Source organism: Thermus sp., assembly GCF_056332225.1.
In genome coordinates this window covers 21,518-42,039 of the sequence record NZ_JBWGQW010000014.1, presented here as the reverse complement: position 1 = coordinate 42,039, position 20,522 = coordinate 21,518, and the positions used below count along the sequence as shown (strand labels likewise).

General features: G+C 69.5%; 20 protein-coding genes and 1 CRISPR repeat array. Of the genes, 13 read left to right on the top strand and 7 right to left on the bottom strand.

Features of this window, described 5'->3' with window-relative positions:
- Positions 1–188 precede the first annotated feature (188 nt).
- Positions 189–915: a CRISPR direct-repeat array (repeat unit 36 nt; unit sequence GTTGCAAACCACATAGCCCCGTAAGGGGATTGCGAC).
- Between the two features lie 120 nt (positions 916–1,035).
- Positions 1,036–1,746: a pseudouridine synthase gene (locus AC01Y6_RS04530; protein ID WP_476670433.1), complete on the bottom strand. Its 711-nt coding sequence runs from the start codon at positions 1,744–1,746 to the stop codon at positions 1,036–1,038.
- A gap of 143 nt (positions 1,747–1,889) precedes the next feature.
- On the opposite strand from AC01Y6_RS04530, the gene AC01Y6_RS04525 reads away from it, so the two are divergent.
- On the top strand, positions 1,890–3,011 hold the full coding sequence (locus tag AC01Y6_RS04525; RefSeq protein ID WP_476670430.1) for an alanyl-tRNA editing protein: 1,122 nt from the start codon (positions 1,890–1,892) through the stop codon (positions 3,009–3,011).
- Positions 3,012–3,015: 4 nt separating this feature from the next.
- Positions 3,016–3,786 (top strand): SDR family NAD(P)-dependent oxidoreductase, encoded by a 771-nt coding sequence (locus tag AC01Y6_RS04520; protein ID WP_347240829.1) that lies wholly within the window; start codon positions 3,016–3,018, stop codon positions 3,784–3,786.
- 2 nt (positions 3,787–3,788) lie between these two features.
- On the opposite strand, the gene AC01Y6_RS04515 is transcribed toward AC01Y6_RS04520, so the two are convergent.
- The gene (locus AC01Y6_RS04515) at positions 3,789–4,331 is read right to left on the bottom strand and encodes an NAD(P)/FAD-dependent oxidoreductase (protein ID WP_428715688.1); all 543 of its coding nucleotides are present in this window, start codon (positions 4,329–4,331) and stop codon (positions 3,789–3,791) included.
- A gap of 57 nt (positions 4,332–4,388) precedes the next feature.
- On the opposite strand from AC01Y6_RS04515, the gene AC01Y6_RS04510 reads away from it, so the two are divergent.
- The 11 genes from AC01Y6_RS04510 to AC01Y6_RS04460 all read left to right on the top strand — a co-directional run bounded on the left by AC01Y6_RS04510 (position 4,389) and on the right by AC01Y6_RS04460 (position 14,156).
- Positions 4,389–5,720, top strand: a complete 1,332-nt coding sequence (locus AC01Y6_RS04510) for a PASTA domain-containing protein (protein WP_428715687.1) — start codon at positions 4,389–4,391, stop codon at positions 5,718–5,720.
- Positions 5,708–6,046, top strand: a complete 339-nt coding sequence (locus AC01Y6_RS04505) for a YraN family protein (RefSeq protein WP_347240832.1) — start codon at positions 5,708–5,710, stop codon at positions 6,044–6,046. The genes AC01Y6_RS04510 and AC01Y6_RS04505 overlap by 13 nt, the downstream gene beginning before the upstream one ends.
- Before the next feature lie 16 nt (positions 6,047–6,062).
- A complete protein-coding gene (locus tag AC01Y6_RS04500; RefSeq protein ID WP_476670426.1) occupies positions 6,063–7,886 on the top strand; it encodes a menaquinone biosynthesis decarboxylase in 1,824 nt (607 codons plus the stop codon).
- A 67-nt stretch (positions 7,887–7,953) separates the two neighbouring features.
- Entirely contained in the window at positions 7,954–8,904 is a 951-nt protein-coding gene (trmB, locus tag AC01Y6_RS04495) for a tRNA (guanosine(46)-N7)-methyltransferase TrmB (RefSeq protein WP_476670424.1), read from the top strand.
- Between the two features lie 4 nt (positions 8,905–8,908).
- Positions 8,909–10,270 (top strand): bifunctional UDP-N-acetylglucosamine diphosphorylase/glucosamine-1-phosphate N-acetyltransferase GlmU, encoded by a 1,362-nt coding sequence (gene glmU, locus AC01Y6_RS04490; RefSeq protein WP_476670421.1) that lies wholly within the window; start codon positions 8,909–8,911, stop codon positions 10,268–10,270.
- Between the two features lie 142 nt (positions 10,271–10,412).
- Positions 10,413–10,634 carry a Sec-independent protein translocase subunit TatA/TatB gene (locus tag AC01Y6_RS04485; protein ID WP_428715681.1) on the top strand — a complete coding sequence of 74 codons (222 nt, stop codon included), beginning with the start codon at positions 10,413–10,415 and terminating at the stop codon, positions 10,632–10,634.
- Positions 10,631–11,371 carry a twin-arginine translocase subunit TatC gene (gene tatC / locus AC01Y6_RS04480; protein WP_347240837.1) on the top strand — a complete coding sequence of 247 codons (741 nt, stop codon included), beginning with the start codon at positions 10,631–10,633 and terminating at the stop codon, positions 11,369–11,371. Before AC01Y6_RS04485 ends, tatC begins: the two co-directional genes overlap by 4 nt.
- Before the next feature lie 33 nt (positions 11,372–11,404).
- Positions 11,405–12,472: a bifunctional 3-deoxy-7-phosphoheptulonate synthase/chorismate mutase gene (locus AC01Y6_RS04475; RefSeq protein WP_476670418.1), complete on the top strand. Its 1,068-nt coding sequence runs from the start codon at positions 11,405–11,407 to the stop codon at positions 12,470–12,472.
- Entirely contained in the window at positions 12,472–13,416 is a 945-nt protein-coding gene (locus AC01Y6_RS04470) for a 4Fe-4S dicluster domain-containing protein (protein WP_476670416.1), read from the top strand. The genes AC01Y6_RS04475 and AC01Y6_RS04470 overlap by 1 nt, the downstream gene beginning before the upstream one ends.
- A 9-nt stretch (positions 13,417–13,425) precedes the next feature.
- Entirely contained in the window at positions 13,426–13,818 is a 393-nt protein-coding gene (gene mce, locus AC01Y6_RS04465; RefSeq protein ID WP_428721550.1) for a methylmalonyl-CoA epimerase, read from the top strand.
- Positions 13,818–14,156, top strand: coding sequence for a VanZ family protein (locus AC01Y6_RS04460; RefSeq protein ID WP_476670413.1), 339 nt, complete (start codon positions 13,818–13,820; stop codon positions 14,154–14,156). The genes mce and AC01Y6_RS04460 overlap by 1 nt, the downstream gene beginning before the upstream one ends.
- Here AC01Y6_RS04460 and AC01Y6_RS04455 read toward each other — a convergent pair.
- The 5 genes from AC01Y6_RS04455 to AC01Y6_RS04435 are packed head-to-tail and all read right to left on the bottom strand — an operon-like array spanning position 14,110 to position 20,299.
- The gene (locus AC01Y6_RS04455; protein ID WP_476670412.1) at positions 14,110–14,793 is read right to left on the bottom strand and encodes an SDR family NAD(P)-dependent oxidoreductase; all 684 of its coding nucleotides are present in this window, start codon (positions 14,791–14,793) and stop codon (positions 14,110–14,112) included. The genes AC01Y6_RS04460 and AC01Y6_RS04455 overlap by 47 nt on opposite strands.
- A gap of 4 nt (positions 14,794–14,797) precedes the next feature.
- Positions 14,798–15,784, bottom strand: coding sequence for a hypothetical protein (locus AC01Y6_RS04450; protein WP_476670411.1), 987 nt, complete (start codon positions 15,782–15,784; stop codon positions 14,798–14,800).
- Complete coding sequence (locus AC01Y6_RS04445) at positions 15,781–18,252, bottom strand: LPS-assembly protein LptD (RefSeq protein ID WP_476670408.1); 2,472 nt, start codon at positions 18,250–18,252, stop codon at positions 15,781–15,783. The genes AC01Y6_RS04450 and AC01Y6_RS04445 overlap by 4 nt, the downstream gene beginning before the upstream one ends.
- Positions 18,249–19,292 carry an LptF/LptG family permease gene (locus AC01Y6_RS04440; protein ID WP_476670406.1) on the bottom strand — a complete coding sequence of 348 codons (1,044 nt, stop codon included), beginning with the start codon at positions 19,290–19,292 and terminating at the stop codon, positions 18,249–18,251. Before AC01Y6_RS04440 ends, AC01Y6_RS04445 begins: the two co-directional genes overlap by 4 nt.
- The gene (locus AC01Y6_RS04435) at positions 19,289–20,299 is read right to left on the bottom strand and encodes an LptF/LptG family permease (RefSeq protein ID WP_476670405.1); all 1,011 of its coding nucleotides are present in this window, start codon (positions 20,297–20,299) and stop codon (positions 19,289–19,291) included. The genes AC01Y6_RS04440 and AC01Y6_RS04435 overlap by 4 nt, the downstream gene beginning before the upstream one ends.
- Positions 20,300–20,522: the final 223 nt, after the last annotated feature.

Here is a 20,522-nt window from a genome sequence, read left to right as displayed (position 1 = left end):
CCAGTTCTTCCCTTGGGGATGGGCAATATGCGTTTTCCCCTTCTCATCGCCCCTTTCTCCTGTGGCTTTTCATCGGCATAAACCCCCGAAAACCCCCGTTATTCGCCGTGTGCATATTCCAAGCTTCATCTTTCTCATAAACCCCCCTCTGGCAATGCCCTCCAGGACGGGGTTCTTAGGGGGGTAGAGTTGCAAACCACATAGCCCCGTAAGGGGATTGCGACGTCTCCGCGGCCCCCTCGAGGAGGCCCTCCTCCCCTAGTTGCAAACCACATAGCCCCGTAAGGGGATTGCGACCTAAACTATCGGAAAATCATCTAGCACGCCATAGAACAGACAGGTTGCAAACCACATAGCCCCGTAAGGGGATTGCGACTCCAAGTACTCTTTTCTTCGGGCTTCCCTTTTCTCTCAAGTTGCAAACCACATAGCCCCGTAAGGGGATTGCGACCTGTAGACTTTCTTCCATGTGTAGGGGAAGCCGAAGCCTCCCCAGTTGCAAACCACGTAGCCCCGTAAGGGGATTGCGACTCGTCCAGCCCCTCGAAAGCCTCAAGGGGCCTCTCCCATTCGTTGCAAACCACATAGCCCCGTAAGGGGATTGCGACTCCGAAAAATCCCAGCTAGTATCTGATTCTCCATACGCGTTGCAAACCACATAGCCCCGTAAGGGGATTGCGACCGGTCATCCTGAGCCTCCACCTCGGGCTCCCCGGCCACCAGGTTGCAAACCACATAGCCCCGTAAGGGGATTGCGACTAGAGCACTCTCCAGCAAAGCTCACCATCCTTCAGGAAACGGGTTGCAAACCACATAGCCCCGTAAGGGGATTGCGACCAAGACAAGCTCTTAAGGAGAAAGCCGATCTTCACTACCCTCGTTGCAAACCACATAGCCCCGTAAGGGGATTGATACTGTCTTGAGCGTCAAGCCACCCCCTGGGCCAACCGACCGGCGTAGTACTCCCTGAGCCGCCCCATCATCCGCCTGAGGAGCTTGTGGGCCACGGCCATCCACCCGGCTCGGGTCGGCGCCTCACGGCAGAAGGCCCACGGCGGCGTAAAGGGCCTTTTCCTCTTCCTCCGTGAGAAAGCGGGCCTTTCCCGGGGGGAGGTCCCCAAGCCCCAGGGGGCCCAGGGAGAGGCGCTTGAGGTAGAGGACCCGGTTATCCCGGGCCTGGAACATGCGCTTCACCTGGTGGAAGCGGCCCTCCCTCAGGACCACCTCGGCCCAGGTGGGGTCTTCCAGGGGGAAAAGCTCGGCGGGTAGGGTCTTCTCGCCGTAAAGGAGAATCCCCTCCCGGAAGGCCTCCACGTCCTCGGGCCCCACGGGCCGCTCCAGGTGCACCAAGTAGCGCTTTTCCACCTTGTGCCGGGGGTGGGTGAGGCGGTGGAGGAGCTCGCCGTCCGTGGTGAAGAGGAGGAGGCCCTCGGCGTCCTTGTCCAGGCGGCCCACCGGGGAGAGGTCCCGGGTGGGAAAGCCCTCCAGGAGGGCGTAGACCGAGGGCCCCTCGGCCCGGCTCGTCACGAAGCCCCTGGGCTTGTGGAGGAGGACGTGGTGGTGGCGCCGCACCTCCAGGGGCTTCCCCTCCACCTCCACCCCGGCCCCCTCCGGCAGGCGGAAGCCGGGGTCCCTGACCACCTGGCCCAGGACCCGCACCTTCCCCGCCCGCACCAGCCGGGCCACCTCCTTGCGGCTTCCCAGGCCCAGGCGGGCGAGGATTTTATCCAGCCTCTCCCCCCTCATGCCCTTTCCCGTGCTCCATGGAGGCTTTTGCCGGGAGCGTGGGGCGGCGCCTTCCGGCCACCCAAGGGCCTCCACCCGTACCAGGTTAAACCCTGGAGGGCAACCTGGGCTTTCTGCACCCGGCCCTCCTTATCCTAAGGGGCGTGAGGCTTTACCAAGAGGACAGCTACGCCACCCGCTTCCGGGCCCGGGTGCAAAGGGCCTGGAGCGACGAGAAGGGCCACTACGCGGTGCTCTCCGAGACCCTCTTCTACCCCGAGTCCGGGGGCCAGCCCGCGGACACCGGGGTCCTCCGGGGGGCTTTCGGGGAGGTCCGGGTCCTCGAGGCCTACGAGGAGGAGAAGGCCTTCGGGGACGTGGTCCACGTGCTCTCCGCCCCCATCCCCGAGGGGGCGGAGGTGGAGGGGGAGATTGACTGGGGAAGGCGCTTCCGCCACATGCAACGCCACACCGCCCAGCACCTCCTCTCCCAGGCCCTTCTCCGGGCCGGGGGGTACCACACCGTGGCCGTGAGCCTGGACTCGCCGGTGTGCACCGTGGACCTCGAGGAGGAGGCGGAGGAGGCCCGGGTGCGGGAGGCGGAGGCCCTGGCCAACTTCGCCGTCTACGCCGACTACCCCGTGGAGGCCTTCTTCGTCTCCGAGGAGGAGCTCGCCCAGTACCCCTTGCGGCGCCCCCCCAAGGTGCGGGGCAAGGTGCGCCTGGTAAGGATCGGGGACTTTGACCTGGCGGCCTGCGGGGGGACCCACCTCAAGACCAGCGCCCAGGCGGGGCCCATCAAGGTCCTGAAGTGGGAGCGCTACAAGGGGGGGACGCGGGTCCACTTCATGGCCGGGTGGGAGGCCCTGGAGGATTACCACGCCAAGCACGCCCTCCTTTCCCGCCTGGCCCTCGCCTTCTCCACGAACCCCCTGGAGCTGGAAAAGCCCATCAAGAGGCTCCAGGAGGAGCTCTACGCCCTGAAGGGGGAAAACCAGGCCCTGAAGGAGGCCCTGGTGGAGGCCCTCCTGCCCCGGGCCCTGGAGGAGGAGGCCCTCCTCGTGCCGGAGGCGGTCCTGGGGGAGCTCGCCAAGAGGCTCCTCGCCTGGAGCCAAAGGACCTTCCTCCTCGTGAGCCCGGAAGGGCGCTTCGCCCTCCTCGGCCCGAGGGCCCAGGAGGTCCTGGCGAGGCTCAAGGCCCTGGGGGCCAAGGGGGGCGGCAGGGAGGTGGTCCAGGGAGCCCTGCCCCGGGAAAGGGCCCTGGAGGCCCTGGGGCTTTTAGGCTAGGGGCATGGGGCTTTTTGAGGGCAAGGGAGTCTTGGTCACGGGGGCGGCCCGGGGCATCGGCCGGGCCATCGCCCTGGCCTTCGCCCGGGAGGGGGCCATGGTGGCCCTGTGCGACCTTTTGCCCGAGGGCCGGGAGGTGGCCCGGGAGGTGGGAGGGTTTTTCGTCCAGGCGGACCTCGCCGAGGAGAAGGACCGGGTGCGGTTCCTCGAGGAGGCGGCCCGCGCCCTGGGGCGGGTGGACGTCCTGGTGAACAACGCCGCCACCGCCCATCCCGGCTCCGTCCTCACCGTGCCCCTCCCCGCCTGGCGGCGGGTCTTGGAGGTGAACCTCACCGCCCCCATGCACCTCTCCGCCCTGGCCGCCCGGGAGATGCAGAAGGTGGGGGGCGGGGCCATCGTGAACGTGGCCAGCGTCCAGGGCCTCTTCGCCGAGCAGGAGAACGCCGCCTACAACGCCTCCAAGGGAGGGCTCGTCAACCTCACCCGCTCCATGGCCTTAGACCTCGCCCCCCTGGGCATCCGGGTGAACGCCGTGGCCCCGGGGGCCATCGCCACGGAGGCGGTCCTGGAGGCCATCGCCCTCTCTCCGGACCCCGAGAGGACCCGCCGGGACTGGGAGGACCTCCACGCCCTAAGAAGGCTCGGGCTTCCCGAGGAGGTGGCCGAGGCCGTGCTCTTCCTGGCCTCGGCGAAGGCCAGCTTCATCACCGGGGCCATCCTCCCCGTGGACGGGGGGATGACCGCGAGCTTCATGATGGCGGGCCGCCCGGTGTAGGCCTACTTGGCGTGATCCTTATAGGGCTCGCCCCGCAGGTCCGAGACCAGGTGCACGGCCACGTAGGCCCCGTCCCCGGCGCTCACGATGGCGTGACCCGGCACCTTACCCCGGGCCACCCCGGCGGCGTAGACCCGGGGGTAGCTGGTGCGCCCTCCCTCGTCGGTGTCCAGGAAGGTGCCCCGGCGGGCGAGGCCTAGGAGGGAGGGCAGGGTGGGGTCCTTGTGGGTGCAGAGGAGGAGCCTCTCCGCCTCCTCCAGGCCTCCGTCGGTCTCCACCGCGAAGACCCCGCCCATATCCCGCACCCCCCGCGCCAGGCCCCGCCGCACCTCGGCCCCGTAGCGCTCGGCGTGCTCCCGCAGGCGTCTTAGGAGTTCTTCCCCGGAAGGTTCGTCCAAGAGCCCCGGGTAGTTGGGCACCTGGCTTACCTGGGCGATCTTGGCGTGGCCGCCGTCCAGCACCAGGACCTTGAGCCCGGCCCGGGCCAGGAAAAGGGCGGCGGAAAGCCCAGCAGGCCCCCCACCCACCACGAGAACGTCCCACATAGCACTTCCAAGTATAGGCGAGGGAGGGGCTCTGGCGGCGGGTATAATGGGCCACGCATGCTTTTGGACGACCGCTACCCGGTTTTGGAGACCCTGAGGGCCCAGGAGGGCGTCACCCTCTACCGGGTAGAGGGGGGGCTGGTCTTCCTCTTTGACGTGAAAACCCCCGAGGACAAGGAGCGCTTCTACCGCTACCGGGCCGCCGTGCGCCGGCTCCAGGAGCTCGGCCTTCTGGAGGCCCAGGTCTCCGCCAAGCCCGGGAGGCACTACGTCTTTTTCCCGGAGAAGCCCCTGGCCCGCAAGGCCCCGCCCAAGGCGGCCCTCGAGGCCCTGGCCCCCCTGGGCTTTGGGCGGGAGCACCTGGCCATGGCCGAGGACGGGGTGGCCTACCTCGCCCCCTGGCCCCTCCAGGGGAGGCTTCCCAGGCCCAAGGGGAGAAAGCCCGGGGAAAGGCTTCTAGGGGTGGTCCCGGGCCTTTTCCTTTCCCTCCTGGGCCTCTTCCTTTTGGGCCAGGCCTTCTACCGCTACTTCAACCCGCCGGAGTACACCGTGCCTGACCTCGTGGGCAAAAGCGCCCGCGAGGCCTTCCTCCTCCTCAAGGACACGGGGCTTAGGGTGGAGGCGGCCGCGGGCAACGACCCCACCAAGCCCAAGGACGTGGTCCTGGCCCAGGACCCGGCCCCGGGCACCCGCCTGAGGGAGGGGCGGGCGGTGCGCCTTCTCCTGAACCAGGCCCGCCTCAACCCCTTGCCCGACCTCGGGGGTCTTAGGGAGGAGGAGGCCGAGGCCCGTCTTGCCGAGCTGGGGTTTAAGGTGGCGAGGAAGGCCTATCTCCCGAGCCAGGAGCCTCTGGGCGTGGTCCTGGCCCAGGACCCCGCCCCCGGCACCCCCGTGCCCCCGGGGGGCGGGGTGCGCCTCCTCCTCTCCCAGGGGGCCCGGCAGGAGGCCTCGGTCTTCCTGCCCAGGCTCACGGGCCTTTCCCGGGAAGAGGCCCTCTTCCTCCTGAACGCCGCCGGCCTCCAGGCCCAGGTGGAGGAGGTGCCCTCCGGGGCCCCGGAGGGCACGGTGCTGGCCCAGGACCCCGCCCCCGGCACCCCCGTGCCCCCGGGGGGCGGGGTGCGCCTCCGGGTGGCGGTGCGGGGGGAGGTGCTCCTGCCTCCCGCCCCTCCCGAGCCCCAGGCCCGAACGGTGAGCCTGGCCTTGGACCTCCCCCCGGAGGCGGAGGGCAAGGGGGTGCGCCTGGTCCTCCTGGACGAGCGGGGGGAGCGGGTGGTCTACGAGGGGATGGGGCGGGAGGGTTTAAGGCTGGAGGGAAGCTACCAGGTCCAGGGGGAGGCCCGGTTCCGCCTCTACCTGGACGGGGAGCTCTTCCAGGAATGGGCGCCTTGAGGGGAAGGTGGGCCGAGGAGGAGGCTCTCCGCTTCCTTCTCGGCAAGGGCTACCGCCTCCTGGGGAAAAACCGCCGTACCCCCTTCGGCGAGGTGGACCTCTTTCTGGAGAAGGAGGGGGTCTACGTGGTGGTGGAGGTGAAGCAGAGGGGCTCCTCGGCTTTCGGCACGCCCCTCGAGGCCATCACCCCAAAGAAGGTGGAAAGGCTCCTAAAAAGCGCCCGCTTCCTCCTCGGGCGGGACGACCTCCCGGTGCGCCTCGAGGCCGTCCTGGTCCGGGGCACCCCTCGGGACTTCCGCTTAGAGCACCTTGTTCTGGAGCTCTAGGGGTAAGCTAAGGCCCGTGTTTCGGAACCTTCGGGCTTACCTCGAGGCCCTGGAGAGGCGGGGGGAGCTCAGGCGCATCCGCGTCCCGGTGAGCGCCGAGCTGGAGATCGCCGAGATCGCGGACCGGGTGGTGAAGGCGGGGGGCCCCGCCCTCCTCTTTGAGCGGGTTTTGGGCAAGGACTTCCCCGTGGCCATCGGCCTTTTCGGCACCCGGGCCCGCACGGCCTTCGCCCTGGGGGTGGAGGACCTGGACGAGCTGGCGAGGAAGGTGGAGCTCCTTTTGCAGCTCAAGCCGGGGAAGGGGGGGCTTTCCGCCCTCATGGGGCTTCTCCCCAAGCTTCCTCTCCTTAGGGGCTTCTTCCCGAGGAGGGTGCAGAGGGCCCCGGTGCAGGAGGTGGTGCTCCGGGGCGAGGCGGTGGACCTAGGGCGCCTTCCCGTCCTCAAGACCTGGCCCCTGGACGGGGGGCCCTTCCTCACCCTGCCCCTCGTCATCACCAAGGACCCGGAGACCGGGGAGCTCAACCTCGGCATGTACCGCATGCAGGTCCTGGACCGAAGGAGCACCGCCATGCACTGGCAGCTCCACAAGGTGGGCCGCCGCCACCTGGAGAAGGCGAAGAAGCTGGGGAAGAGGCTAGAGGTGGCCGTGGCCTTGGGGGGGGACCCGGTCCTCACCTACGCCGCCACCGCCCCCCTGCCCCCTTTGCCGGGGGTGAGCGAGTTCCACCTGGCGGGCTTCCTCCGGGGAGCCCCCATTGAGCTCGCCCGGGGGGTGACCGTGGACCTTCCCGTGCCCGCCGAGGCGGAGTTTGTCCTCGAGGGCTACATAGACCCCGAGGAGCCCTGGGTGGAGGAAGGCCCCTTCGGGGACCACACGGGCTTCTACACCCCCATAGACCTCTACCCCCGCTTCCACGTCACCGCCCTCACCCACCGCAAGGGGGCCATCTACCCCGCCACCTTGGTAGGGGTCCCCCCCATGGAGGACGCCTACCTCATTGAGGCCACGGAGAGGCTCTTCCTCCCCGCAATCCGCCTCGTCCTCCCCGAGGTGGCGGACTACCACCTGCCCCCCGAGGGGGTGGCCCACAACTGGGTGAACGTGGCCCTGCGCAAGGAGTACCCGGGGCAGGCCTACAAGGTGGCCTACGGGATGCTGGGCCTCGGGCAGATGATGTTCGCCAAGGTCCTCTTGGCCGTGGACGAGGGGGTGCCGGTGAAGCCCGGGTTTCCCGCGCTCCTCGAGGCCCTCAAGCGCGCCCTCCCCGGGCGGGACACCCTCCTCCTAAGGGGCCCCTTGGACGCCCTGGACCATAGCTCCCGGGCCTTCGCCTTCGGGGGGAAGCTCGTCATTGACGGCACGAGGAAACTCCCCGAGGAAGGGGGGGAGGTGGCCTTCACCCCGAGGGCCCACCCCGAGCTCCCCGAGGACCCCGAGGTCCTGGCCCAGAGGCAGTGGCCGGGCCTCTGGGGGGCGGTGCTGGAGAAGCGCCGCCCCCACCAGGCCTGGGAGGTGGCGGAGAGGCTCCTAAGCACCCCGCAAAGCGCCGGGGTCCGCCTCCTCCTCCTCGCCGACGGGGATACCGCCCTAACCCCGGAGGAACTCCTCTGGTACGTGCTCAACAACATAGACCCCGAGCGGGACGCCCGGGTCATGCCGGGGGCGGAGGGGCCGGTTCTGGTCCTGGACGGCACGAGGAAGCTTCCCGAGGAGGGGTTCCAGCGGGTCTGGCCCGAGAGGATCCGCATGGCCCCCAAGGTGAAGGCCCTGGTGGAGGCGAGGTGGGAGGAGTACGGCCTTATTGGGTCCACCGAGCGGATGTACCCGGGCTTGAGGTAAAGGGTGGTGGGCGGGATGTCCTTAACTCCCTTTGAAGGCGCTGTGAAAACCCCTATAATCGCTCCTCGTGCTGGTGCGCCCCGCCCTCCTTCCCTCCTGGCCTCCTGGCCCTAAGGACCTCTTCGGGCGGGAAGGCCCCTTGGTCCTGGAGATCGGCTTCGGGGACGGGCGCTTCACGGCGGAGCTCGCCAGGGCCCACCCCCACTGGCTCGTTCTGGGGGCCGAGGTCTCGGCGGCGAGCGTGCTCAGGGCCTACCGGAGGATGCGCCGGGAGGGCTTGGGGAACGTCCGCCTCTACCACGGGGAGGGCCCCTTCGCCCTAAGGAACCTGGTGCCCCCGGGGAGCCTTCACCGGGTCATCGTCAACTTCCCCGACCCCTGGCCCAAGAAGCGCCACCAAGAAAGGCGCCTCCTGCAGGAGGGGTTTTTCCGGAAGCTTTCCACTAGGCTTGCGGAAGGGGGAAGCCTCCTCCTCACCACCGACCACGAGGAGTATTTTCGCTTCGCCCTCGAGGAAGCCGAGAGGACGGGGCTTTACCGCATAGAGGTGAGGCCCCCCCCGGAAAGCCACCTCCGCACCAAGTACGCCCTCAAGTGGAAGGAGGCGGGAAGACCCTTTTTCCACGCCGTCTTTACCAAAGTGGCCGAGGACCCCACCCCTTGGCCCCCCGTAAGGAGGTACGCCGTGGCCCACGCCCTTTTGGAAGGAATCTTGCCCGAGGCCCTGCCCCTGGCCAAGACCCCCCTGCCCCTGGAAGGCGGGGTGGCGGTCTTCCTGGAGGTGGCCCGGGGAGAGCACGGCTTCTACGTCCTCACCCACGTGGAGGAGGAGGACCTGACCCAGGACCTCCTCCTGGAGGTGCGCACGAGCGCCCACGGGATCTACGCCGGGGTGAGCCGCTTCGGAAGCCCCCTCATCACCGACGGGGTCAGGGAAGCGGTGGCGGCCCTGGCGCGCTTTCTGCAGACCCTGGGCTTAAAGGTGGCGCAGGACCACACCGGAAAGGGGCTAAGATAGCTTTATGCACGCCCACGTGATCCTGGCCGCGGGGCAGGGGACCAGGATGCGGTCCCGCCTGCCCAAGGTGCTTCACCCCCTTTTGGGAAAGCCCATGCTCCTCTACGCCGTGGAGGCGGCTTTGGTCCTTAGGCCCGAGCGCCTCGTGGTGGTGGTGGGCCACGGGGGGGAAAAGGTGGTGGAGGCCCTGGAGGGCTACCCCGTGGAGGTGGCCTGGCAGAAGGAGCAGCTCGGCACCGCCCACGCCCTCCTCCAGGCGGAAAGCCTCCTCCAGGGCTTCCCCGGGCCCTTCCTCGTCACCCAGGGGGACACCCCCCTCCTTTCCCCGAAGACCCTGGAGGCCCTTCTCCGAAGGGTGGGGGAGGGGGCGGGGATGGCCCTCCTCACCGTGGAGCTTCCTGACCCCACGGGCTACGGCCGGATCCTCAGGGAGGGGGAGGAGGTCTTGGGGAACGTGGAGGAGAAGGACGCTTCCCCCGAGGTGAAGGCCCTCCGGGAGGTGAACGCCGGGGCCTACGCCTTTGACGGCTTCCTCTTCCGGGCCCTCAAGGAGGTGAAAAACGAAAACGCCGCCCGGGAGTACTACCTCCCCGACCTCCTCGCCATCTACCGCGCCCACGGCAAAAGGGTGGTGGCGGTGCGGGGCGTGGCGGAGGAGGCCTTGGGCGTGAACACCCGGGAGGAGCTCGCCCGGGTGGAGGGGGTGCTTCTTAGGAGGCTTCGCGCCGAGTGGATGGGGAAGGGGGTGCGGATGATCCTCCCCGAGACCATTTACCTGGAGCCCTCGGTGGAGCTCGCCCCCGACGTCACCCTCTGGCCCGGGGTGGTCTTAAGGGGGAAGACCCGGATCGGCGAGGGGTGCGAGGTGGGGGCCTACAGCGTCCTCGAGGACACGGTGTTGGAACCCGGGGCCAAGGTCCTCGCCCACACCGTGGCCCAGGGGGCCCACCTCCACCCCGGGGCCTCCGCCGGGCCCTTCGCCAGGCTCCGCCCGGGGGCGGTCCTCATGGGGGAGGCCCACGTGGGGAACTTCGTGGAGGTGAAGAAGAGCGTCCTCCACCGGGGGGTGAAGGCGGGGCACCTGGCCTACCTGGGGGACGCCGAGGTGGGGGAGGGGACCAACATCGGGGCCGGGGTCATCACCGCGAACTACGACGGCAAGAGAAAGCACAAGACCCAGATCGGCAAGAAGGCCTTCATCGGCTCCAACAGCGTCCTCGTGGCCCCGGTGCGGGTGGGGGACCGCGCCTTGGTGGGGGCGGGGAGCGTCATCACCCAGGACGTGCCCGAGGGCGCCCTGGCCGTGGCCCGGGAGAGGCAGAAGAACCTCGAGGGGTACGCCCTGAGGAAGCTCGGGGAAGGGTAAGTACCCCACCGCGGCTTTTGCCGCGGTGGGGGCCCCAAAATTTCCCACGGCCAAAGCTTGGGCATCCGGTGTTGCAAAGCCAAGGTGCGGGCACTTGGCTTCCTTCATCTCCCTTTCAGCTCCGGGGTGCTAAACTTAGGGCATGACCCTCGGCATGCCGGAGATCCTCGTCATCCTCCTCGTCGCCCTCCTCATCTTCGGGCCCAGGAAGCTCCCCGAGCTCGGCCGCGCCCTGGGGCAGAGCATCCGCGAGTTCAAGCGGGGGGCCCAGGAGATCCGGGAGGAGCTGGAGAAGAGCCTTGAGGTGAAGGACCAGCCCAAGCCCGCGACCGCTCAGGAGGCCAAGGAGGAGCCCAAGGCTTGAAGGAAGCCCCCCTGGTAGAGCACTTAGAGGAGCTCCGCGCCCGGATCCTCTGGTCCCTCCTCGCCTGGGCGGTGGGGACGGGTGTGGCCTGGACCTTCAGGGTCCAGCTTTTGGAGTGGTTGAAGAGGCCCTTGGACCTTGCGGCCAAGGCCCACGGCATCCAGGTCAACCTCATCGTCCTGGACATCACCGAGCCCTTCCTCGTCTCCCTGAAGGTGGCGGCCTTCGGGGGGCTTGTGCTCGCCCTTCCCTTCATCGTCTACCAGGTCTGGGCCTTCATCGCCCCCGGGCTCTACGAGCACGAGAAGCGCCTGGCCGTGCCCTTCCTCCTGGGGGCGGGGTTCAGCTTTGCCCTCGGGGCGCTCTTCGCCTACTACGCCTTCCTGCCCTTCGCCGTCCCCTTCCTCCTGGGCTTTCTGGGGGACGTGGTCACCCCCCAGATCTCCATCGGCCGCTACATGGGCCAGATCCTCATGATGATGGGGGTCATGGGCATCGTCTTTGAGATGCCGGTGGTGAGCTACCTCCTCGCCCGCCTGGGGATCCTCTCCTCCGCCTTCCTCGCCCGCAACTGGCGGGTGGCCGTGGTCCTCCTCCTCACCTTGGCCGCGGTCATCACCCCCACGGTGGACGTGGTCTCCCTCTTCATCGTGAGCGGGCCCCTCCTCGTCCTCTACTGGGTCTCCGTCCTGGTGGCCCGGCTCGCGGAGAGGCAGAGGCCCCAGGAGGCCGCTTGACACCCTGAGGGCGGGGGGGCCATAGAATAGGCCATGGACGAGCGCATCCAGGCCCTCCGCAAAGAGGTGGACCGGGTGAACCGGGAGCTTCTTAGGCTCCTCTCGGAGCGTGGAAGGCTTGTTCAGGCGATCGGCCGCATCCAGACGGAGCTCGGCCTTCCCCACTACGACCCCAAGCGGGAAGAGGAGATGCTCGCCTACCTCACCCGGGAAAACCCGGGGCCCTTTCCCAACGAGACCATAAGGAAGCTCTTCAAGGAGATCTTCCAGGCGAGCCTGGACCTCGAGGAGCGCCAGGACCAGAAGAAGTTCCTCTACTCCAGAAAGCACAAGCCCGAGCCCACCCGGGTGCGGGTCAAGGACGTGGTCTTCGGGGAGAAGCCCCTCCTCATCGCCGGGCCCTGCTCCATTGAGGGCGAGGAGCAGATCCTGGAGACGGCCCGCTTCCTCGCCGGCAAGGGGGTGAAGGTCTTAAGGGGTGGGGCCTTCAAGCCCAGGACCAGCCCCTACGGCTTCCAGGGCCTCGGGGTGGAGGGGCTTAGGCTTGGCCGCAAGGCGGCGGACGCCTTCGGCATGGTCTTCGTCACCGAGGTCATGGACACCCGGGACGTGGAGGTGGTGGCGGAGTACGCCGACATCCTCCAGGTGGGGGCCCGGAACATGCAGAACTTCGCCCTCCTCAAGGAGGTGGGGAAGGCCCGGCGCCCCGTCCTCTTAAAGCGGGGGCTTTCCGCCACCATAGAGGAGTGGTTCTACGCCGCCGAGTACGTCCTCGCCCAGGGGAACGAGGCGGTGATCCTGGCGGAGAGGGGGATCCGCACCTTTGAGCGCTGGACGCGGAACACCCTGGACCTCTCCGCCGTGGCCCTCGCCAAGCAGGAGACCCACCTTCCCGTGGTGGTGGACGTGACCCACGCCGCCGGGCGCACGGACCTTTTGGCCCCCCTGGCCCGCGCCGCCTTGGCCGTGGGGGCGGACGGGGTGCACGTGGAGGTCCACCCCAACCCCAAGGTGGCCCTCTCCGACAACCAGCAGCAGATGGACTTCGCCCAGTTTGAGCGCTTCCTGGAGGCCATCCGGGACCTCCTCCCGGAGGGCTGATGGGCCTTTGGGACAACCTCCTCAACGCCTTCCTCAAGGCCACGGACCCGAGGCCCCGCTACACCGAGGCCCGCTGCCTCCTTTTTAAGAACAGCGTGGGGGGGTGCGACAGGTGCTACCAGGCCTGCCCCAAGGGGGCGGTGCGGCTCGAGGGGTGGCGGGTGGAGCTGGACGAGGTCTTGTGCACGGGGTGCGGCCTCTGCACCGGGGTCTGCCCCGGCCTCGCCCTGGAGTACCCTCTCGGGGCCATCCAGGAGGCCCTCATCCGGGGGAAGGGGAAGCTCAGGTGCTCCCAGGCGGAGGGCAAGGGGGAGGAGGTCCTCTGCCTGGGCCGCCTCACCCCGGGGCTTCTCGCCGAGGCGGGAAGCCGCTTCGGGAAGGTGGTCCTCGCCCGGGGGGACTGCGCGGAGTGCAGAATCGGGGGCCTCGAGGTCCCCGAGCACCTCGCGCGGATGGCCGAGGAGGCCCGGCGCTACTTTCCCGTGGAGGTGGAGGTGGTGGAAGGGGCGCTTCCGGGGGAGCCCGTGGCGCGGCGGGAGCTCTTCCAGGCCCTCCTGGGAAGCGCCAAGCGCACCGCCGCCGACCTTGTTCCCGAGCTTCCCCTGCCCGCCCCGGAGGAGAAGGAGGGGGAGCTTCCCGCCGAGCTCCGCCTTAGGCGCCTCGCCGCAAGCCGCGCCCCGGAAGCCCATTGGCCGAGGATCCGGGTGGAGGAGGGGTGCACCCTCTGCCCGGTGTGCACCAACGTCTGCCCCACGGAGGCGGTGAGGCGGGTGAGGGAGGGGGAGGAGTACGTCCTCTACCTGAAGGTGGAGGCCTGCACGGGGTGCGGGGCCTGCGTGGAGAGCTGCCCGCCCCAGGTGATCCGGCTGGAGGAGGCCCCTAAGGAGGAGGTGGGGAAGGAGCTTGAGCTCTTCCGGGGCAAGCCCCCCTGGTACGACCTTTAGAATGGGCCCATGCGGCTCCACCACGTGGGCATCGCCGTGGAGGACCTCGAGGAGGCCAAGGCCCGCTACCGGGCTCTGGGCTTTCAGGTGGTGGCGGAAGGGGAGGTGGCCGCCCAGGGGGTGCGGGTGGCCCTCCTGGAGGGGGAAGGGGAAACCCTCCTGGAGCTCCTCGCCCCCCTGGGCCCGGATACCCCCGTGGGGCGGTTTTTGGCCAAGCGGGGCCCCGGCCTCCACCACCTGGCCTTCGCCACTTCCGAGATAGAAAAGGCCCTCGCCCGGCTTAAAGCGGAGGGGGCGAGGCTCATTGACGAGGCCCCAAGGCCCGGCTTCGGGGGCCACCGGGTGGCCTTCCTCCACCCAAGCTTCGGCCTTGGGGTCCTTTGGGAGCTGGTGGAGGCCTAGTGCGCCCCTTCTTCGCCCTCCTCGCCCTCCTCTGGATGGGCGCGCTCTGGTGGCTTTCCGACCGGCCCGCCCCGGGGGCCGGGCTTCCCCACCCTTGGGACAAGCTCGCCCACTTCCTGGCCTACGCCCTTTTGGGAGCCCTTTGGCGGCGGGGCCTTTCCCGCTTTGCCCCGGCCTTTCTCCTTTCCGCCCTCTACGGCGTGGTGGACGAATGGCACCAGAGCTTCGTCCCCGGGCGGGAGGCCTTCGGCCTGGACCTCGTGGCGGACTTCCTCGGGGCCTACCTGGGGGCTAGAGGGGCGGGTAGATGGGAAGCTCAAGAAGCCTCCCGCCCTTAGCCTTGGCCGCCTCCACCACCATCTCCGCCACGAGCTCGGGGGCGATCCAGCGGGAGAAGTCCGCCTCGGGCATGGCCTTGCGGTTGGCCTCGGTGTCCAGGGTGCCCATGGGGTAGACCACGAGGAAGCGCACCCCCTCCACCTCCCCCTGCAAGGACCTTAGGAGGCTCGCCAGGGCGGTCTTGGCCGCGGTGTAGAGGGCCCTTCCCGGGCCCACTCCCGTCCAGGCGGGCCCGGCGGCGAAGGCGGCGAAGAAGCCCTCTCCCCGCTTCTCCAGGTAGGGGAGGACGGCCCGGAGGAGGTTGTAGGCGGTGCGGAGGTTCAGGTCCAGCATCCAGTCGTAAAGCCCGGGGTCCGAGTCCAGAAACCGCCCGGCGGCGAAGCCCCCCACGGTGTGGACCACCCCGTGGAGGGGGGCCTCGGCCTCCACGAAGCGGGCCAGGGCCAGGGCCTCCTCCGGTTTGGTGAGGTCGGCGACGAAGGTCTTGGCCCCCACGGCTTTGGCCCTCTCCGCCATGCGCTCGGGGCGGGGGTCGGAGAGGAAGAGCCTGGCCCCCGCCTCGTGGAAGGCGGGGATGAGGGCCCGGGCCAGGGCCCCTCCGGCCCCGGTGATGAGAAAAGCCTTCCCTTGGAGCATGCCCCTATTCTACGGGGAGGAAGGCCAGGGCCTTAGGGGCGAAGCCCAAGGAGGGGGTGGCCACCCTCTGGGGCGGGGAGGGGACGAGGTCGTAGACGTAGAGGAGGCTTCCCGAGGCCAGGTACAGGTACCCGTCCTGGCCCACGGCGCCGGCGGCGAAGTCGGCGTAGGCCTCGAGGACCGGGGAGGCCTTGGGCTCCAGGGCCTGGAAGCCCCGGCCGTAGACGGCGAGGCCCGCCACCGGGTCCAGGGCCAGGTGGGGGGTGCCGAAGAAGTCCCCCAGGACCTTCTGGCTTCCCAGGGCCTCCCCCTGGAGGGTGTAGAGGCGGGCCTCGGTGGCGGTGGCCCCGAGGCCAAGAAGCCTCCCCTTAGCGGCGTCCGCCCGGAGGTCAAAGGGGGCCCGGTCCAAGGGGGGGCTCAGGGGCTTTTCCAGGGAAGGGGTTCCTTGGGGGTCCTGGGCCGGGCGGAAGCCCAGAACGCCCCGGGTCAGGTAGGCCAGGAGGTCCAGGCTCCCCTGGGGGAGGAGGGCGAGGCGGGAAGCGGGGTCCAGGCCCGTGAGGTCCGCCTCCTCCAGGCTTCCGCCCCCGTCCAGGCTCCAGAGGAAGGCCCGCCCCGCCCCCGGGCAGTGGGCGAGGAGGCGGGCCTGACCCAGGCGGAGGTAGCCCCCCGTGCAGTCCACGCCCCCGGGAAAGGCCTGGACCGAGGGGGTTCCCTTGGGGACCGAGGCCTCCGTGAAGCCCGCGGCGTCGTAGGCCTCCACCCGGTCGGGGAAGAGGAGGTAGAGCCTGCGGGAAGGGGTGCTGTAGGCCAGGTCCTGAAGCCCGGGCGCGCTCCAGGTCCCCACGGGGGCCGCCGCGCCCCCCTGGAGGTCCCGGGCGCGGTAAAAGCGCACCTCATTCTCCCCCCCCGCCGCCAGGAGGGCGGGGAGGGGGGGCTCCTGGCTTCCCGTGCAGGCGGTGAGGAAGAGCAGGAGAAACCCAAGCCGCTTCACGGCACACCTCCCAAGCGCACGCCTTCTTCGTTCATGAGCACCTCCGCCGCCTGCCCCCCGTAGAGGAAGGCGAGGCGCACCTCGCCCTTGGCCGCGTCCAGGGTGAAGCGCATGGCCCAGCAGCAGCGGTCCAGGGTGAGGAGGAACTTGGGCTTTAAGGGGGTTCCCGGGAGGTTTTGGGTGAGGAGGGCGGAGAGGTGGAGCTTGGTGTTCTCCCGGCCGAGGAAGGTGAGGGTGGGCCCGAAGTTCCGGAGGGCGAGGGCGTAGCCTTCCGGGCTTGTGGGCCTTCGGGTGTAGGTGAGGCTTCCTGAAAAGGAAAGCCCGGGGAGGGCGTTTTCCCCGCTTTCGTCGGGCGGGGTGGGCCCCCAAAGCTCCACGCCGCCGGAGAAGGCGAGGTCCTTGAGGTAGACCTCCCCGTCCTCCACCTCCGGCAGGTGGAGGTTCGCGGCGAGGCGGAAGCCCACCTCGGGCAGGGCCTGGGCGAGGCCGAGGCGGAGGTTAGTTTCCCGGAAGCCCTCCCGGTACCGCCCCGAGAGGAGGAGGTCCCAAAGGGGCCCAGGGGCGCTTCCCGAGCGGAAGCTCGACTGGTAGGCGAGGGCTTGGGGGTCCAGGGCGGCCTGGAGGGAAAAGCTATTGGGTCCAAAGATGGCCTGCCCCGAGGCCTGGAGGGTGTCCTTCGTCCAGTCCCTTCGGGCCTGCAGGGTGTAGGCCTCCTGCCCCTCCCGGAAGGCCAGGGTGAGGCTCGTGTCCAGCGCCCCCTCCCCGTTCAGGCCGTGGCGGTGGGCGAGGTTGAGGCTTCCCCCGGGGAGGGCGTAGCCGGCCTGGAGGAGGAGGGGGTCAAAGCGCGCCCCCTGGTGGTCGTAGCGGAGGCTCGCCCGCAGGGAGAAGGGGTAGGGGGTGAGGCTTCCCTCGGCCCGGGTTTCCAGGGGGCCTTCCTCCAGGCCCCGCTTGTGGTAGAGGAGGAGGCCATACCCCTGGTCCTGAAGCCTGGCCTCGGCCTCCAGGGGGAGGTACTTCCCGCCCTCCAGGTCCCGCCCTCCCTTGAGGGAGAGGGCGAGGGGCCTTTCCTGGAAGCCGAGGGCCAGGGTGGCCTGGTGGGTCCTCCGCTGGGGCAGGGCGTCAAAGCGGAAGGGGCTTTCCCCCTCCTGGACGCTCCTCAAGTAGCCCGCCTCGAGGCTAACCCCCCCCAGGGCCTGCCGGAGGGCCAGGCGGGTGGTCCAGTCCACCTGGCGCTCGGGCTCCCCGTCGGGGTTCTGGGTGGTGTAGTAGAAGCCCCGGAAGCGGTTCTCCCCCTGGAGGCTCGCCCCGGGCCAGGGGGAGAGGGCCAGGGTTTCCGCGTGGGCCAGGAGAAGCCTTCCCGCCTCGGCGTAGGGCCCGAGGGCCCGGGCGGAGCGGTTTAGGGGGTTGGTCTCCGCCAGGTAGCGCCCCGCCTGGAGGCTTCCCTGGAGGCTGAAGGGGCCTTCCCGGAGGGTGGGGCTTTGGACCTCCAGCTCGGGGAGGCGCTGGAGGGTGCGGGGCGGGGGGGTGGCGGGGTCGTGGTCCAGGAAGCCCTCGAGCCTCAGGGCGTAGCGCCAGTCCTGTGGGCTTGGGGCGCCGGGGAGGAGGGCGGAAAGGCGGAAGCGGGTGAGCTTCTCCCGGGTGTCGTCCCGCTCCACGAGGGCCGCCACCGAAAACTCCCCCCGCTTCAGCTCGTACTCCCCCCGGTAGCGGAAGGTGTCCGGGGGCTTGTGGTAGAAGAAGTAGCGCTCCTTGGCCTCGCCCACGCCGAAGTGGTCCAGGCCGAAGCCGTAGCCCCGGCCCTGGTAGTAGCCGAGGAGGGTGTAGCCGAGGCCGAAGGGGCTGGCGTAGGGGAGGGCGGCCTCGAGGTAGAGCCCTCCCTCGTCCTGGCCCACCTCGAGGCGGGGCCGCCTCTCCGAGAGGTAGAGGAGGAGGACGGGGAGGGTGAGGACGGGCTTCTCCTGGACCAGGAGGGTCACCCCCCGCGCCACCACCCGGTCCCCGGGGTAGAGGACGAGCTCCTGGGCGCGGAAGGCGTAGTCGGGGACCTCCTGGCCGCACCCGAAGCAGGGGGTGGCGTAGCCCTCCTTGAGGAGGATGGCCCCCGCCGCCCGCTGGCAGAGGGGGCCGGTGAGGAGGAGGTCCTTGGCCTCTATGCGGACCTCGAGGGCGTCAAAGCCCTCGTCGGCGAGGTCCACCTGGAGCTCCTCGGCCTCAATAAGGCGCCCCTCCCGGTCCCGGTAGCGCACCTTCCCCGAGAGGAGGAGGAGCCTCTTCCCCCTCAGGTAGACCACCCGCTCGGCTTCCAGGGCCTCCCCCTCCCTCTCCAGCCGCACCGGGCTTCCCGTGAGGACCAAGACCTCCTCCCCCCCCTCCTCCCTGAGCTCCAGCCTTTCCGCCTCCAAGACCTTGATCACCCCCCCTTGGGCCAGGGCGGGGACGAGGAGAAGGAGGAGGAAAAGCCACCTCACCGCCGCCCTCCCAGGAAGAGGAGAAGCCCCAAGGCCCCGTAGAGGAGGTTGGGCCCGAAGGCGGCGAGGAAGGGGTCCAGGGCGTTCTGCTCCCCCATGATCCGCCCCACGCTCCAGGTGGCGTAGTAGAAGAAGGTGAGGACGGCCACCCCCACGAGGCCCAGGCTCCGGCTTCCCCCGAGGAGGTAGAAGGCGAGGCCCACGGCGAAGAGGGCGAAGACGGGGGCGGCCAGGGGCTCGGCGAAGCGGCGGTAGTAGGTGGTGGCCTCGAGGCCGGCCCGCACCCCCATCTGGCGGAGCCTTCTCACCTCCTCCCGGAGCTCGGCCAGGGTCATCCGGTTCGCCGGGTTCGGCCAGGGGTCAAAGGTGAGGTCCTGGAGGAAAAGCTCCCCCCTTTGAAAGCGGGTCAGGGTGCGGGGCCGGTCCCCCTCGTAGGTGACCCTCAGGCCCTCCTCCACCCGCAAAACCCCCCCCTGGAAGCGGCCCCTCTCCGCCAGGAGCACCTCTTCCCGGGAGAGGACCCTAAGCTTCCCGATCTCCTCCCCCCGCACCTCCCCCACGTAGACCACCCGGCCCTTGGCGTCCTGAAAGGTGGTGCCGGGGGTGAGGAGGGCCCTCGGGCGCTCCAGGACCTCCCGCCTCAGGAGGTCCTGCCCCTGGGCGAGGGCCCGCGGCACCAGGCCCTCCCCGAGGAGGAAGGCGGCGAGGGCGATGGCGGCCCCGAGGAGGAGGAGGGGAAGGAGCAGGCGCTCCCGCCGCACCCCCAGGGCCAGGAGGGCCTTGAGCTCCGCGTCCTCCCCCAGGCGGGAGAGGAGGACGAGGAGGGCGAAGAGGTAGGCCACGGGCGCCCCCCGCACCAGGGCCTCGGGGGTGCGGAAAAGGAGGTAGCGGAGGAGGGTGTAGGGGTCGGCCCCCTTGGCCACCAGGGGGGCCAGGACCTCGTACACCGCCCCGCCCAGGAAGAGGAGGACGATGACGAGGAGCCCGCCGCCGAAGAGGGGCAGGGCTTCCCGCAAAAGGTAGCGGTCCAGGGTCTTCACCGCAGCCTCCAGGCGAGCGCCCCCGCCAAGGCCCCGTAAAGGAGGTCGGGGAGGTAGGCGAGGAGGGGGCTTACGTCGTAGCGGGCGAGCTGGGCGGCCAAGGTCCAGAGGACGTAGTAGCCGAAGATGAGGAGGACCACCCCCAGAAAGGCCCAGGCGGCCTCCCGCAGGGAAAGGCCCAAGGCGGCGGCCGCCGCCCCCAGGACCAGGCCCCCCAGGGCGTCGGCCAGGCGGCGGTGGAAGGCGAACCGGGCTTCCGGCTCCACCTGGGCCCGGGCCCAGAGCTCCTCGAGGGGGGTGGAGTCGTAGGGGTCCCGGGAGCCCAGGCTCTCCTTGGGGCGGAACCGGGCGGGAAAGGGGAGGACGCCCTCGAAGGCCCGGACCTCCTCCCCCTCCACCACGTAGCCCTTTAGGTGCCACCCCTCCTCGTCCCAAAGGCCCTCCTCGGCGCTGTAGACCCGGCCCTTTTCGTCCACCGCCCGCACCCCCCGGAGCCGGTTTTCCTGGGGCTCGGGGTAGACCTCCTCGGCGAAGTACACGCCGAGGCCCGGGGGGGCGTAGACCTGGCGGCGGAGGATTCCGGAGGCCCCGCCCTCCCCGTAGAGGATGCGGCCCAAGAGCCCATCATAAGCCTCCTGGGACCGGGGCCTCAGCTCCGCCAGGTTGAGGAGGTTGAGGAGGCTTACGGCGAGGGCGAGAAGGACGAGGGGCCTGAGGAGGGCCAAGGGGGGAACCCCCGCGGCGTAGGCCGCCTTGAGCTCCGAGCGGCGGATGAGCCCCGCAAGCCCTACCAGCACGGCGAAGACCAGGCCCAGGGGGAGGGCGAGGCTTAGGGTCCAGGGCAGGCGGTAGAGGACGAGAAGCCCCACCTCCCGGGCCCCCACCCCCCGGCTCAGGAGGACCCCCGAGAGGCTGGAGAGGAGGTCAAAGGTGAGGAGGGCGGCGAAGAGGAAGACCCCCGCCAGGTAGGGAAGGAGGACCTCCCGAAGCAGGTAGCGCCTGAGCACGGGTGAAGTATACGGGGCCTTGGTGAGAAAGGGACGAGCTTCCCCAGGGGCCCACCATGGGGGCTTGGGCGGGGCAAGAGGGTGCGCCCATGCTTTTTGGAATGGAAGCGATGAACCCCGCGCCTCGCCCCGGGAGCCCGCTTTCCCAGGGCGTTTGCTGCATACCACTTTACATACGGGCAACCCGTGATAAAATGAAGAGGTCCGAGCAGAAAGTGGGTGC